The sequence below is a fragment of the Streptomyces aureus genome (assembly GCF_001418135.1).
GTDB lineage: Bacteria > Actinomycetota > Actinomycetes > Streptomycetales > Streptomycetaceae > Streptomyces > Streptomyces aureus_A.
Window position 1 is genome coordinate 1 of sequence record NZ_LIPQ01000268.1, and the last position, 13,953, is coordinate 13,953.

Here is a 13,953-nt window from a genome sequence, read left to right on the forward strand (position 1 = left end):
CCGGGTCCGCGAGGAGCTGCGGATCGCCCGCGGCACGGTTCCTTCGCCCGACGAGTGGCGCGAGACGGCAGCCGGGCACGCCCAGGACCTGGGTGCGAGCCCGGCGGCGGTGCGGCACGTCGAGTCGCTGGTGCGCCGCATCCTGCGCTACGAGGCCCGGTTCCGGGCCGACGGGCTGCTGCCGCCGGACGGGCGGGTACGGAAGACGGTCGCGTACGACTACGGCCGGGCGGTGAACGTGGCCCGCTGGGGTCTGACGGCCCGGTTCTGCGCGCCCCCGGAGGCCGAGCAGGCGATCGTCCACGCGGGGGCGCTGGCCCGCTCGGCCTACGGCTCGTGGCAGGACTACTCGGCGGGGTACGCGCTGGGGCGGGTGCTGCGGTTCGACGGGGAGGAGTACGGCCCGTTCCACGAGCAGAACGTCGCCGCCCACCGTGTCCTCACGGAGCACGAGGGAAGCCCCTGGCGGAACCTCCCCTGGCGCTGAGGACCCCGGCCGCCGTCAGCCCGGCGGCCGGGCGCACCGGGCGCGGCGACTCCGGCCGGGTCCGGCGCTACCGCTCCCCCATCAGGACCTTGAGCCCCTCCGTGAGGTCGTCCGCCGTCGGTGCCGTGTCCGGGTCGACCATCCACTGGATCATCACGCCGGCCACGAGGGCCTGGCAGAGCAGTCCGGCCACCCGGGCCCTCTCCGGGTCCGCCTCCGGGTCGATGCCGAGGAAGCCCTCGGCCATGCCGAGCCGTCCCTCGCGCTGCGGCTCCTTGATCGCCTCGCGCAGCTTCTCGTCGTCGTCGAGCCGGGTGACGATCTCGGTCTGCAGCTTCCAGACGGGCCTGCTGGCCCCGGCCGCCGCGATGACCTGCTCCCACACGGCATGGAAGCGCTGGTACGGGTCGGCCGGCAGCTCCGGCTTCTCCTCGCCGCCGCCCGCGGGGCCGACCGCCTCGCCCCACTCCTCCGTGACGGCGAGGAAGGCCTGCTGGAGCAGGGCGTCCTTGGAGCCGTAGTGGTAGCCGATGGAGGCGAGGTTGGTGCCGGAGGCGGCGACGATGTCGCGGGCCGTGGTCCGCCCGTACCCCTTCTCCAGGAGACAGCGCTTGGCGCCTTCGAGCAGGTCTTCCTTGTGTCCCATGACAGCACTGTACCCGGCCGATAGACGCGCGTGTAAGACGAGCGTCTATCGACCGGGTACGAGGGCGTACGGGGTGAGGCGTCAGATCAGGTTGACGGAGCGGGCCGAGGCGGCGCCGATCTCCTCCGCGATCTCCGCGAGCACCGAAGCCGGGACCGTGTCGTCCACGGTGAGGACGACGAGGGCCTCGCCACCCTCCTCCGCGCGCGCCACCTGCATGCCCGCGATGTTCAGACCGGCCGCGCCGAGGATCCGGCCGACGGTGCCGACGACACCCGGACGGTCCTCGTAGCGCAGCACGACCATGTGGTCGGCGAGCGCCACGTCCACGTCGTAGTCGCCGACGGCGACGATCTTCTGGAGGTGCTTGGGACCGGCGAGCGTGCCGGAGACCGCGACCTCCTCGCCGTTCGCGAGCGTGCCGCGCACGGTGACCACGTTGCGGTGGTCGGGCGACTCGGAGCTCGTCGTCAGGCGCACCTCGACACCGCGCTCCTGCGCGAACAGCGGGGCGTTGACGTACGACACGGTCTCGTCGACCACGTCCTCGAACACGCCCTTGAGCGCGGAGAGTTCGAGCACCTTCACATCGTGCTGGGTGATCTCGCCGTACACCTCGACGTCGAGACGGGCCGCGACCTCGCCCGCGAGGGCGGTGAAGATCCGGCCGAGCTTCTCGGCGAGCGGCAGACCCGGCTTGACGTCCTCGGCGATGACGCCGCCCTGGACGTTGACCGCGTCCGGCACGAGCTCACCGGCGAGCGCCAGGCGCACCGACCGGGCGACGGCGATACCGGCCTTCTCCTGCGCCTCGTCCGTGGACGCGCCGAGGTGCGGGGTGCAGACGACCTGGTCGAGCTCGAAGAGCGGGGAGTCCGTGCAGGGCTCCTTCGCGTACACGTCGAGGCCGGCACCGGCGACCCGGCCCTCCTTGAGCGCCGAGTACAGCGCCGCCTCGTCGACGATCCCGCCGCGCGCGGCGTTGACGATCCGGACGGAGGGCTTGACCTTGTGCAGCGCCTCGTCGCCGATGAGACCGAGGGTCTCGGGGGTCTTCGGCAGGTGGACGGTGATGAAGTCGGCGACCTCCAGGAGCTCGTCCAGGGCCAGCAGCTTCACCCCCATCTGGGCGGCGCGGGCGGGCTGCACGTAGGGGTCGTACGCGACGATCTTCATGCCGAACGCCGACATGCGCTGGGCGACCAGCACGCCGATGCGGCCGAGGCCGACGACGCCGAGGGTCTTCTCGCTCAGCTCGACGCCCGTGTACTTGGAACGCTTCCACTCGCCGTTCTTCAGCGCGGTGTTGGCCTGCGGGATGTTGCGCGCGGTGGCGACCAGCAGACCGCACGCGAGCTCGGCGGCGGTGACGATGTTCGACGTCGGGGCGTTGACGACCATGACGCCGGCCTTGGTGGCGGCGGAGACGTCCACGTTGTCCAGACCGACACCGGCGCGGGCGACGACCCGCAGCTTGGTGGCGGCGGCGATGGCCTCGGCGTCGACCTTGGTCGCGGAACGGACCAGGATCGCGTCCACGTCGGCGATGGCGGGCAGCAGTTCGGCGCGGTCCGCGCCGTTGCAGTGCCGGATCTCGAAGTCCGGGCCCAGGGCGTCGACAGTGGCGGGCGACAGCTCTTCAGCGATGAGTACGACGGGTTTCGAGCTCACGTGAGTCCTCACAGATCCAGTGCGGACGGCCGTCCCGACGGCCGCAGGCGGTGGAGGGGGCTTGCCGCGTGAAAGCGCACGACGCTGTGGGCCTGAACGCGAGTGTTGTTGAGCAGTGTAGTGGTGCGTCGGCGCCGATCATGCGCCTCGTTGGAAGGATCACCCGTCCGTGGTTGGACGGGGTGTCCAACGATGTGGGCAGGGGCCGGACACACCGTCCGGCCCCTGCCCCGAAGGCTTACGCCTCCTCGTCGTTCACCCAGCTCATGAGCTTGCGCAGCTCCTTGCCGGTGGTCTCCAGGAGGTGGTTCTCGTCCTGGGTCTTGTACTCGTTGTACTTCTTCAGACCGCCGTGGTACTCGGCCATCCACTCCTTGGCGAAGGTGCCGTCCTGGATCTCCGCGAGGACCTTCTTCATCTCGGCCTTGGTGGCGTCCGTGATGATCCGCGGGCCGGTGACGTAGTCGCCCCACTCGGCGGTCTCGGAGACCGACCAGCGCATCTTCTCCAGGCCGCCCTCGTACATGAGGTCGACGATGAGCTTCAGCTCGTGGAGGCACTCGAAGTACGCGATCTCCGGCTGGTAGCCGGCCTCGGTCAGGGTCTCGAAGCCCGCCTTGACCAGCGCCGCAGTGCCACCGCAGAGGACGGCCTGCTCGCCGAAGAGGTCGGTCTCGGTCTCCTCGGTGAAGGTCGTCTTGATGACGCCGGCGCGGGTGCCGCCGATGCCCTTGGCGTACGAGAGCGCCAGCGCGAAGGCACTGCCGGTCGCGTCCTGCTCGACGGCCGCGATGCACGGAACGCCGCGGCCCTCCTCGTACTGACGACGGACCAGGTGGCCCGGGCCCTTCGGGGCGACCAGGGCGACGTCGACGCCTTCGGGCACCTTGATGAAGCCGTAACGGACGTTCAGACCGTGGCCGAAGAAGAGCGCGTCGCCCTCCTTCAGGTTGTCCTTGATGGACTCCTCGTAGACCTGGGCCTGGATCGGGTCGGGCGTCAGGATCATGATGAGGTCGGCCTCGGCGGCGGCCTCGGCGACGGAGACCACGCGCAGGCCCTGCTCCTCGGCCTTGGCCTTGGACTTCGAGCCCTCCTGCAGACCGACGCGGACGTCGACACCGGAGTCACGGAGCGACAGCGCGTGGGCGTGGCCCTGGCTGCCGTATCCGATCACCGCGACCTTGCGGCCCTGGATGATGGACAGGTCGGCGTCGTCGTCGTAGAACAGCTCGGCCACTGGGTATCTCCTTGAGGTGCTGGTGTTGCGTCCCACCGTACGGCGGGGAGCGGGAGGAAAGATTTCGGGTCTCGTCAGTCGGACCGGCGGATGGACCGCCGGTCGACCGTCGATGACTCTGAGGCGATGATTCTCAGGCGCTGCGGTCGAGGGCCCGGAGGGACCGGTCCGTGATGGACCGGGAACCACGCCCTATGGCGATCGTGCCGGACTGCACGAGCTCCTTGACGCCGAACTGCTCCAGCATCTTGAGCATCGCGTCCAGCTTGTCACTCGAACCGGTGGCCTCGATGGTGACCGCCTCGGGCGAGACGTCCACGGTCTTGGCGCGGAACAGCTGGACGATCTCGACGATCTGGGAGCGGGTCTCGTTGTCGGCGCGGACCTTCACCAGGACGAGCTCGCGCTGGATCGCAGCGCTGGGCTCGAGTTCGACGATCTTCAGGACGTTGACCAGCTTGTTGAGCTGCTTGGTCACCTGCTCCAGGGGCAGGTCCTCGACACTGACCACGATGGTGATGCGGGAGATGTCGGGGTGCTCGGTGACGCCCACGGCGAGGGAGTCGATGTTGAAGCCGCGGCGCGAGAACAGGGCGGCGATCCGGGCGAGGATGCCGGGCGTGTTCTCGACGAGAACGGAGAGCGTGTGCTTGGTGGACATGGTCTGGGTCTCTTCCTTTTCGCTCTGCTTCGTTCCGCGCTTCAGTCGTCTTCGCCGTCGCCGAAGTCGGGGCGGACGCCCCGGGCGGCCATGACCTCGTCGTTCGAGGTGCCGGCGGCGACCATCGGCCAGACCTGGGCGTCCTCGTGGACGATGAAGTCGATGACGACGGGACGGTCGTTGATGGCGTTGGCCTCGGCGATGACCTTGTCCAGGTCGGCCGGGTCCTCACAGCGCAGGGCGACACAGCCCATGGCCTCGGACAGCTTGACGAAGTCGGGGACGCGGGTGCCCTTGTTCGCCTGGACGTCGTCCGGGCCGGAGTGCAGGACGGTGTTCGAGTAGCGCTGGTTGTAGAAGAGGGTCTGCCACTGGCGGACCATCCCGAGAGCGCCGTTGTTGATGATGGCGACCTTGATCGGGATGTTGTTCAGGGCGCAGGTGGTGAGCTCCTGGTTGGTCATCTGGAAGCAGCCGTCGCCGTCGATCGCCCAGACCGGGCGGTCGGGGAGGCCGGCCTTGGCGCCCATCGCGGCGGGGACCGCGTACCCCATCGTCCCGAGGCCGCCGGAGTTCAGCCAGGTGGCCGGACGCTCGTACTCGATGAAGTGGGCGGCCCACATCTGGTGCTGGCCGACGCCCGCGGCGAAGATCGTGTCGTCGGGGGTGAGCTCGCCGATGCGCTGGATGACCTGCTGCGGCGAGAGACTGCCGTCCTCCGGCATGTCGTAGCCGAGCGGGTAGGTCTCGCGCCAGCGGTTCAGGTCGCTCCACCAGGCGGTGTAGTCGCCCTTGTTGCCCTCGCTGTGCTCGGCCTGGACGGCCTGGACCAGGTCGGCGATGACCTCGCGGGCGTCACCCACGATCGGGACGTCGGCGGTGCGGTTCTTGCCGATCTCGGCCGGGTCGATGTCCGCGTGGACGATCTTGGCGTACGGGGCGAAGCTGTCGAGCTTGCCGGTGACGCGGTCGTCGAAGCGGGCGCCGAGGGCGACGATCAGGTCCGACTTCTGCAGCGCGGTGACGGCCGTGACCGCGCCGTGCATGCCCGGCATGCCCACGTGCAGCGGGTGGCTGTCGGGGAAGGCGCCGAGCGCCATCAGGGTGGTGGTGACCGGGGCGCCGGTGAGCTCGGCGAGGATCTTCAGCTCGGCGGTGGCGCCGGCCTTGATGACGCCGCCGCCGACGTACAGGACGGGGCGCTTGGCCGCGCTGATCAGCTTGGCGGCCTCGCGGATCTGCTTGGCGTGCGGCTTGGTCACCGGGCGGTAGCCGGGCAGGTCGGTCTGCGGCGGCCAGCTGAAGGTGGTCTTCGCCTGCAGGGCGTCCTTGGAGATGTCGACCAGGACCGGGCCGGGGCGGCCGGTGGAGGCGATGTGGAAGGCCTCGGCGATCGTCCGCGGGATGTCGTCGGCCTTGGTGACCAGGAAGTTGTGCTTGGTGATCGGCATCGTGATGCCGCAGATGTCCGCCTCCTGGAAGGCGTCCGTGCCGATCGCCTTCGAGGCGACCTGGCCGGTGATCGCGACGAGCGGCACCGAGTCCATGTGCGCGTCGGCGATCGGGGTGACGAGGTTGGTCGCACCGGGTCCCGAGGTCGCCATGCAGACGCCGACCTTGCCGGTCGCCTGGGCGTAGCCGGTGGCCGCGTGGCCCGCGCCCTGCTCGTGGCGGACCAGGATGTGGCGCACCTTCTTCGAGTCCATCAGCGGGTCGTAGGCCGGGAGGATGCAGCCACCGGGGAGACCGAAGATGGTGTCCGCGCCCACCTCTTCGAGAGAGCGGATGAGGGACTGCGCGCCCGTGACGTGCTCGACGGCGGTGGCGGCCTGAGCGCCGCTACGGGGCCGCGGCTGCGGATGGTGCCCGGTGGCCTGGTCGGTCATCAGCATCTCTTCTCGAAGCAGAGGGTTTTACGAGGGTTTGGGATGACTCTGGGGTGAGCCAGTGCAACAAAAAACCCCTCGTGCCGTGAGGCAAGCGAGGGGAGCGCGTCGGGTGCGTTTCAAGCGGGGCCTGCCGTGGCCCTGCTCAGCCGACGCGCTTTCCAAGTACGAGAATTCGGGTGCGCATGGCAATGACCCTCCCTCTCAGCCCTCGCCACTGTCAAGTGGGTGGGACGGGCGTCTCATTATTTGAGCGGAACGGGGGAGGGTTTCCGACACGGACGGACACCACTCCGGGCATCGGGTACTCGTCCCGTACGAGCGCCCTGCGCAGCCGGTACTCGTCGAGCGGGCCCGAGAAGGCCATGCCCTGGGCGTGGCTGCAGCCCATCGCCCGCAGGGCGATGACCTGCTCCGGTACGTCGACGCCCTCGGCGACGGTCTGCATCCCGAGCTCGTCGGCGATACGGAGCACCCCGCGGGTGATCTTGCGGAGCCTGGCCGACTCGACGACGCCCTCGACGAGCCCCCGGTCCAGCTTCAGTATGTCGACGGGAAGCCTGCGGAGGGCGTTGATCGCCACGTGTCCGCTGCCGAATCCGTCGAGCGCGATCCGCACCCCGAGGCGGCGCAGGGTGACCAGGCGCTGCTCCAGCTCGTCGAGCGGGATACGGGGGTCGCTGTCGGCGAGTTCGACGATCAGCGAACCGGACGGCAGCCCGTGCCGGGTGAGCAGGGACTCGATCGAGCCGAGCGGCAGCGAGCGGTCCAGGAGGCGGCGGGCGGAGAGCCGGATGGACACGGGGGCACGATGGCCGATTCCCGCACGCTCGGCGGCCTGCTCGACGGCCTCTTCGAGCAGCCAGCGGCCGAGCTCGGCGGTGCGCTCGCTGTCGTCGGTGACCCGGAGGTACTCCGCGGGGGTGAAGAGGATGCCCTGGGCCGACCGCCAGCGCGCCTGGGCGCTGACGGCGGAGATCCGGCCGGTGGCGAGGTCGACGACCGGCTGGTGGAGCAGGGCGAACTCGCCGTCGTGGAGGGCGGTGCGCAGCCGGGCGGCCAGTTCCGTCCGGCGGACGACCTCGGCCTGCATCTGGGGCGCGTAGAGCTCGACGCGGTTCTTGCCTGCCGCCTTGGCGCGGTACATGGCGAGGTCGGCGTTGCGCAGGAGGTCTCCGGCCTCGATGCCGGGCTCGGCGAAGGCGACGCCGATGGAGGCGGCGACCCGCACCTCGTTGCCCCCGTCGACGCGGTAGGGCCGGGAGAGGGTGAGACGGAGCCGGTCGGCGATCTCCTGGACCTGCTTCTGGCGGGCCGCCTGGTCGCGGCCGCCGTCGCCGAGGATGAGGGCGGCGAACTCGTCGCCGCCGAGCCTGGCGGCGGTGTCCCCGGCGCGTACGGAGTCGTGGAGGCGGCGGGCGGCCTGGACGAGGAGGTCGTCGCCCGCCTGGTGGCCGAGGCGGTCGTTGACGGCCTTGAAGCCGTCGAGGTCGATGAAGAGCACGGCGGTGCCGGGGTCGGAGGCCCGGCGGCCGCTGAGGGCCTGCCGGACCCGCCGGGTGAAGAGCGCCCGGTTGGGCAGGTCGGTGAGCGGGTCGTGCTCGGCGTTGTGCTGCAGCTGGGCCTGGAGCCGGACGCGTTCGGTGACGTCCCGGCTGTTGAAGATCAGTCCGCCCTGGTGCCGGTTGACCGTGGACTCGACGTTCAGCCAGTCGCCGCGGCCCGAGCGGAAGCGGCACTCGATCCGGGTGGTGGGCTCCTCGGCGGGCGAGACGGCCAGGAAGCGCCGTACCTCGTGGACGACGGCGCCGAGGTCCTCGGGATGGATGAGCGAGGCCAGCTCGGAGCCGATCAGCTCCTCGGCGTCCCGTCCGTACACCCCGGAGGCGGCCGGGCTGACGTAGCGGAGGATCCCGGTCGGCGCGGCGATCATGATGACGTCACTGGAGCCCTGCACGAGGGACCTGAAGTGGTTCTCCTTCTGGGCCAGTTCATGGGTCAGGGCGATGTTGTCGAGGAGCATGATGCCCTGCCGTACGACGAGGGCGAGGACCACCGTGCAGCCGGTGAGGACGACGACGCGGTCGACCCTGCGCCCCTCCACGACGTTGTACAGGATGCCGAGGGTGCAGACCGCGGCGGCGAGGTAGGGCGTGAGGGCGGCGAGCGAGCCGGCGACCGGGCGGCTGTGCGGCCGCTGCCCGCGCACGGTGGCGGCACTGTCCGGGACGCGGCGCACGCCCCAGGGCGCGTAGGCGAGCAGCAGGGAGCCGGCGAACCAGCCGGCGTCGAGCAGCTGGCCCGAGGCGTAGTTCTCGCGCAGCAGCGGCGAGGTGAACAGGGCGTCGCACAGCACGGTCAGGGCGAGGGCGGCGATCGCGGTGTTGGTCGCCGAGCGGTTCGCCTGCGAGCGCCGGAAGTGCAGCACCAGGACCATGCTCACCAGGACGATGTCCAGCAGCGGATACGCGAGTGACAGTGCCGCCTGGGCGACCGGCTCGTTCTGGAAGTGAGCGGTACGGGCGAGGGCGAGGCTCCACGAGAGCGTGAGCAGCGAGCCCCCGATGAGCCAGGCGTCGAGCGCGAGGCAGACCCAGCCGGCGCGGGTGACGGGCTTCTTGGCCAGGACGAGCAGGCCGACGATGGCCGGCGGAGCGAAGAGCAGGAAGAAGAGGTCGGCGATGGAGGAGTCGGGCACCTCCGTGCGGAGCACGACCTCGTACCACCCCCAGACGGCGTTGCCCGCGGAGGCCATGAACGAGGAGAACGCGAAGAGCAGCCAGGCGGGGCGGGCGCTGCCGCGGTGGGCGCGCCCGTAGAGGAAGCACGAGACCGCGGCGGCGAGAGCGGCGGCGCTGAGTCCGAAGTCACCCATGAAGAGCGCGATTTCCGGTGATCCCCAGCCGAGTGAGGCGCCTGTCGTGTAGCCCGCGCAGATCACCACCAGGGCGATCTGGGCGAGGAGCGAGCCGGCGCCGGGCCGCCCGGGGTCCGGGTGTCCGGGGTCGCCTCCTCCGCCGACGGGGCGCCGTGCGAGGACCGCCCCGGGCGCGCTCACCGGTCCCTCCGGCGCCGCGCCACCGCACCCGGCCGCGTCGTGCGGGCGCGCCGGCGGCTCGTCGGCACCGCCGGGGGCGTGCCCGTCGCAGTCGTGGGGGCCGGCGTGGTCCCGTACGGCAGGGGCGGCCCGCTCCGGTACGGCGCCCCGCCGCCGCACGACAGGGGCGGCCGGCTCCGGCAGGGGACCCGGCTTCCGTCCGGCCGGGGCGGCCTGCTCCGGCGCGGCGGCGCCGCGGTCCTCACAGGCGCTGTGTGGCGTGAAGTCGCCATGAGGCGCACGGTCGCCGTGCGCCGCGGCGGCGCGGGTGGCCGGGACCGTGGTGTCGCCGGGGCGAACGGCCCTGCCCGGTGGCTCGGCACCGTGGCCCTCGGGTCGGCGGTCCGGTCCGGCGACCGGACCGGGAGCCGGGTCGGTGTCCGACCCGGCCTCCGGTCCGCCCGGTGGCTCGTCGGCCCGGGGCGCGCGGTGCGACGCGGCCTGGTCCGGCACGGAACGTGCGAGGCCGGTGGCGAGGTGCGGAAGGCTCGCCGGCGGCGGCGTCGCCGCGTCGGATCGTCGGTCCTTCGGCCGTGCTTCACCCGTCGCCCCCCTCGGAATCTGATGACCCGTCACTTCGCTCCCCAGCGTCAGCCCGTACTCGACGCAGTTCCCCCGCTCCGGGACGATACACCAGGACGGTCACTCAGGGACAGGGTCGCAGTACTCTCCGTGACGGCCGTGGGCTTGCAGGCAGCGCGTGTCGGGGGCGCGCGCCACCCGACCGGCCCAGCACGGCCGCTCAGCCGGTGGTGAGCAGGACGTTGACCGGCTCCTCCCCCGCCGTGAACCGCCGCAGCTGCCCCGCGATCAGCCGCTTCGCCCGGGGCATGAAGGCCGAAGTGGAACCTCCGACGTGGGGGCTGATCAGGACACCGGGAGCGTGCCACAACGGATGCCCGGCCGGCAGCGGTTCCGGGTCGGTGACATCGAGTGCCGCCGTGATCCGGCCGCTCTCGACCTCCTTGAGCAGGGCCGCGGTGTCGACGACCGGCCCGCGGGCGACGTTCACGAGGAGCGCCCCGTCCTTCATCCGGCCGAGGAACCCGGCGTCCGCGAGATGCCTGGTCGCGGGAGTGAGCGGAGTGGAGAGCACGACGACATCGGCATCCGGAAGCAGCGCGGGCAGCTCGGTCAGGGGATGGACCTCGCCGCGCGCTGTGGTGCGCGCGGAGCGTGCGACGCGCGACACCCGCGCGCACTCGAAGGGCGCGAGCCGGTCCTCGATGGCGGCGCCGATCGAGCCGTACCCGACGATCAGGACGGACTTGTCGGCGAGGGCCGGGTAGAAGCCGGCCCGCCACTCCTCGGCGTCCTGGCCGCGCACGAAGCCGGGGATGCCACGCAGCGAGGCCAGGATCAGGGCGAGCGTGAGCTCGGCGGTGCTGGCCTCGTGGACGCCCTTCGCGTTGCAGACGGCGACGCCCGGGGGCAGCGAGTCGATGCCGGGGGTGACGTGGTCGATGCCCGCGGACAGGGTCTGCACGACCCGCAGCGAGGTCATGGCGGCCAGCGGCCGTACGGCGATCTCGGAGCCCTTCATGTACGGGACGACGTAGAAGGCGCAGTGCGCCGGGTCGGCCGGGAACTCCGGTCCGCCGTCCCAGAAGCGGTAGTTCAGGCCCGACGCGCCCGGTTCGGGGAGATCTTCGATCTCGTCCGCGGGAATCGGAAGCCACACGTCAGCGGTCGTGTCCTCGAATCTCATGAGCGGGAGGCTATGCGAAGAATCCCGTGCGCCATTGGTTACTTTGGGGGACGGCACAGGGAGGGGTACCGGCAGGTGGAGCGCAGGACTATCGGGGCGACGGCGCTCGACGTGGGTGCGATCGGCCTGGGGTGCATGCCGATGAGCTGGGCGTACAGCCGTTCGGAACAGCGCGGGGACCGCTCGCTGCGGACCGTGCACGCGGCGCTGGACGCCGGGGTGAGCCTGCTCGACACCGCCGACATGTACGGCCCGTTCACCAACGAGCTCTTGGTGGGACGGGTGTTGAAGGAGCGACGGGCGGACGCCTTCGTCTCGACGAAGTGCGGACTGCTCGTCGGCGACGGCGGCGAGCGCCGGCACGTGGTCGCCAACGGCAGGCCGGGGTACGTCCGTCGGGCCTGCGACGCCTCCTTGCGACGGCTCCAGACCGATGTCATCGACCTGTACCAGCTGCACCGGGCGGACCCCGAGGTGCCGGTCGAGGAGACCTGGGGGGCGATGGCCGAGCTGGTCTCGGCCGGCAAGGTGCGGGCCCTCGGGCTGTGCGCCGTCGGCAGCCGCTCGGCCCGCCGGGGCGCGACCGGTGCCGGCCGTGACGGCTACGAGGGAACGATCCGCCAACTGGAGCGGATCCAGCAGGTGTTCCCGGTGGCGGCGGTGGAGGCCGAGCTGTCGGTGTGGTCCCAGGAGGCGCTGGTGCGGCTGCTGCCGTGGTGCGCGGCGCGCGGGGTCGGATTCCTGGCGGCGATGCCGCTGGGGAACGGCTTCCTGACCGGGACGCTGACCCCGGGCGGCGGCTTCGAGCCGGACGATCCGCGGGCCCGGCACCCCCGGTTCACGGCGGAGATGATGGCGGCGAACCAGCCGCTGGTGGCGGGTCTGCGGCGGGTGGCCGCGCGGCACGGGGCGGAGGTCACCCCGGCGCAGGTGGCGCTCGCCTGGGTGCTCGGCCGGGGGCGGCACGTCGTGCCCGTGCCGGGGGCGAAGCGGGAGTGCTGGGCCGTGGAGAACGCCCGGGCGGCCGGGCTGCGGCTGACGGCGGCGGACCTGGCGGAGATCGAAGCCCTTCCGGCGGCCCGGGGGTCCTGGGACTGAGGTCTCCCGGGTCGCGGGACCACGGGATGACGGGATCGCGGGACACGGTCGTCGCGGCGGTCGGGAACCTGATCGCGCCGGGCGGTGTATCAAGGGTGAAGGGATGCCGCTCGACTCGTCGAAGGGGACCGTGCCATGAGCCGTCCTGCAGTTGTGAAGGCCCTGTGGGGCGCCGCCGTGCTGGTCCTGGTGACGGGCTGCTCCTCGGGAGGTACGGAGGATCGGCCCGGTACGGCTCCGCCGACGTCGGCGTCGGCGTCGGCGTCGGCGGGGCCGTCCGGGTCCGCCACCGCTCCCGCCGGCGGGCGGGTGACGGTGACGGGCACGCTCACCGAGGGGCTGAAGTCGCCCTGGGGGCTCGCCGAGCTGCCCGGCGGCGATCTGCTGGTCTCCTCGCGGGACGAGCGGACGATCACCAGGGTCGACGGACGGACCGGGGCGAAGACCTCGCTCGGCGAGGTGCCGGGGGTGGTGCCGGGCGGTGAGGGCGGGCTGATGGGCCTCGCCGTGCGGGACGGCTGGGTGTACGCGTATCTGACCGCGGAGTCGGACAACCGCATCGTGCGCATGCGGTACGGCGGCGCGGAGGGCGACCGGCTCGGCGCGCCGCAGCCGGTGCTGACCGGCATCCCGAAGGGGATCGTGCACAACGGCGGACGGATCGCGTTCGGCCCGGACCGGATGCTGTACGCGGGGACGGGCGAGACGGGCCGGACCGGTCTGGCCCAGGACCGGGAGTCGCTCGGCGGGAAGATCCTCCGGATGACACCGGAGGGCAGGCCCGCGCCCGGCAACCCCTTCCCCGGCTCGGTGGTCTATTCGTACGGGCACCGCAATGTGCAGGGCATCGCCTGGGACGACGAGGATCGCCTGTGGGCGGCCGAGTTCGGGCAGAACACCTGGGACGAGCTGAATCTGGTGGAGCCCGGGAAGAACTACGGCTGGCCGGAGGCCGAGGGGCAGGCCGGTAAGGCCGGGTTCGTGGACCCGGTGGCCCAGTGGCCGACCTCGGAGGCCTCCCCCAGTGGGATCGCCTACGCACGGGGCGCGATCTGGATGGCCGGGCTCAGAGGCGAGCGGCTGTGGCGGATCCCGCTCTCCGGGGCGGAACGCTCCGGGGACCCCGAGGCGTTCCTCCCGGAGGAGTACGGACGCCTGCGCACGGTCCTCGCGGGGGGCGGCGGGCGGCTCTGGCTGGTGACCAGCGAAACCGACGGCCGGGGTACGCCCGGGCCCGGGGACGACAGGATTCTCCGGCTGGAGGTGAGCTGAAGGAGCTGGTGACCGTGTTCGACCCGTTGGCGGAGCTGTTCGCGCCCGGCCGCAGGCACACCGAGGAGGAGCTCCGCAGGCAGGCGTTGACCAGGGAGGACCCGGGTGACGCCGACCCGTCGCGGGGGCCGATAGACCTCACCTCGGGCCGTGTGACGATACGGGCCTCCCGCCGCCCGGCGGCGGG

General features: G+C 71.7%; 11 protein-coding genes. 4 read left to right on the plus strand and 7 right to left on the minus strand.

Features of this window, described 5'->3' with window-relative positions; genetic code table 11:
• Window positions 1-487 (plus strand): DUF1266 domain-containing protein (locus tag AOK00_RS22290; RefSeq protein ID WP_159041824.1); only part of this gene is annotated, 487 nt, incomplete at its 5' end.
• A gap of 67 nt (window positions 488-554) precedes the next feature.
• Here the strand turns inward: AOK00_RS22290 and AOK00_RS22295 are convergent.
• From AOK00_RS22295 to AOK00_RS22325, 7 genes are all read right to left on the minus strand, one after another.
• Window positions 555-1,133, minus strand: a complete 579-nt coding sequence (locus AOK00_RS22295) for a TetR/AcrR family transcriptional regulator (RefSeq protein ID WP_055602070.1) — start codon at window positions 1,131-1,133, stop codon at window positions 555-557.
• A gap of 81 nt (window positions 1,134-1,214) precedes the next feature.
• Window positions 1,215-2,804 carry a phosphoglycerate dehydrogenase gene (serA, locus tag AOK00_RS22300; protein ID WP_055602071.1) on the minus strand — a complete coding sequence of 530 codons (1,590 nt, stop codon included), beginning with the start codon at window positions 2,802-2,804 and terminating at the stop codon, window positions 1,215-1,217.
• A gap of 238 nt (window positions 2,805-3,042) precedes the next feature.
• The gene (ilvC, locus tag AOK00_RS22305; RefSeq protein ID WP_055602072.1) at window positions 3,043-4,044 is read right to left on the minus strand and encodes a ketol-acid reductoisomerase; all 1,002 of its coding nucleotides are present in this window, start codon (window positions 4,042-4,044) and stop codon (window positions 3,043-3,045) included.
• Window positions 4,045-4,177: 133 nt separating this feature from the next.
• Window positions 4,178-4,705 carry an acetolactate synthase small subunit gene (ilvN, locus tag AOK00_RS22310; RefSeq protein ID WP_055602073.1) on the minus strand — a complete coding sequence of 176 codons (528 nt, stop codon included), beginning with the start codon at window positions 4,703-4,705 and terminating at the stop codon, window positions 4,178-4,180.
• Between the two features lie 41 nt (window positions 4,706-4,746).
• Window positions 4,747-6,597, minus strand: a complete 1,851-nt coding sequence (locus AOK00_RS22315; RefSeq protein WP_055602074.1) for an acetolactate synthase large subunit — start codon at window positions 6,595-6,597, stop codon at window positions 4,747-4,749.
• 214 nt (window positions 6,598-6,811) lie between these two features.
• Window positions 6,812-9,649 (minus strand): EAL domain-containing protein, encoded by a 2,838-nt coding sequence (locus AOK00_RS22320; protein ID WP_055602078.1) that lies wholly within the window; start codon window positions 9,647-9,649, stop codon window positions 6,812-6,814.
• A gap of 781 nt (window positions 9,650-10,430) precedes the next feature.
• Complete coding sequence (locus AOK00_RS22325; protein ID WP_055602075.1) at window positions 10,431-11,396, minus strand: 2-hydroxyacid dehydrogenase; 966 nt, start codon at window positions 11,394-11,396, stop codon at window positions 10,431-10,433.
• A gap of 75 nt (window positions 11,397-11,471) precedes the next feature.
• Here AOK00_RS22325 and AOK00_RS22330 point away from each other — a divergent pair, with 75 nt between their 5' ends.
• The 3 genes from AOK00_RS22330 to AOK00_RS40525 all read left to right on the plus strand — a co-directional run.
• On the plus strand, window positions 11,472-12,494 hold the full coding sequence (locus AOK00_RS22330) for an aldo/keto reductase (RefSeq protein ID WP_055602076.1): 1,023 nt from the start codon (window positions 11,472-11,474) through the stop codon (window positions 12,492-12,494).
• Between the two features lie 135 nt (window positions 12,495-12,629).
• On the plus strand, window positions 12,630-13,766 hold the full coding sequence (locus AOK00_RS22335) for a PQQ-dependent sugar dehydrogenase (RefSeq protein ID WP_055602077.1): 1,137 nt from the start codon (window positions 12,630-12,632) through the stop codon (window positions 13,764-13,766).
• Between the two features lie 14 nt (window positions 13,767-13,780).
• Window positions 13,781-13,953 (plus strand): DUF6191 domain-containing protein (locus tag AOK00_RS40525; RefSeq protein WP_254047457.1); only part of this gene is annotated, 173 nt, incomplete at its 3' end.

What these genes read in the sequence shown, in the direction of transcription:
- AOK00_RS22295 (WP_055602070.1), bottom strand. Translation starts at nt 1,133, where the DNA reads ATGGGACACAAGGAAGACCTGCTCGAAGGCGCCAAGCGCTGTCTCCTG.
- ilvN (WP_055602073.1), bottom strand. Translation starts at nt 4,705, where the DNA reads ATGTCCACCAAGCACACGCTCTCCGTTCTCGTCGAGAACACGCCCGGC.
- AOK00_RS22315 (WP_055602074.1), bottom strand. Translation starts at nt 6,597, where the DNA reads ATGCTGATGACCGACCAGGCCACCGGGCACCATCCGCAGCCGCGGCCC.
- AOK00_RS22325 (WP_055602075.1), bottom strand. Translation starts at nt 11,396, where the DNA reads ATGAGATTCGAGGACACGACCGCTGACGTGTGGCTTCCGATTCCCGCG.
- AOK00_RS22335 (WP_055602077.1), top strand. Translation starts at nt 12,630, where the DNA reads ATGAGCCGTCCTGCAGTTGTGAAGGCCCTGTGGGGCGCCGCCGTGCTG.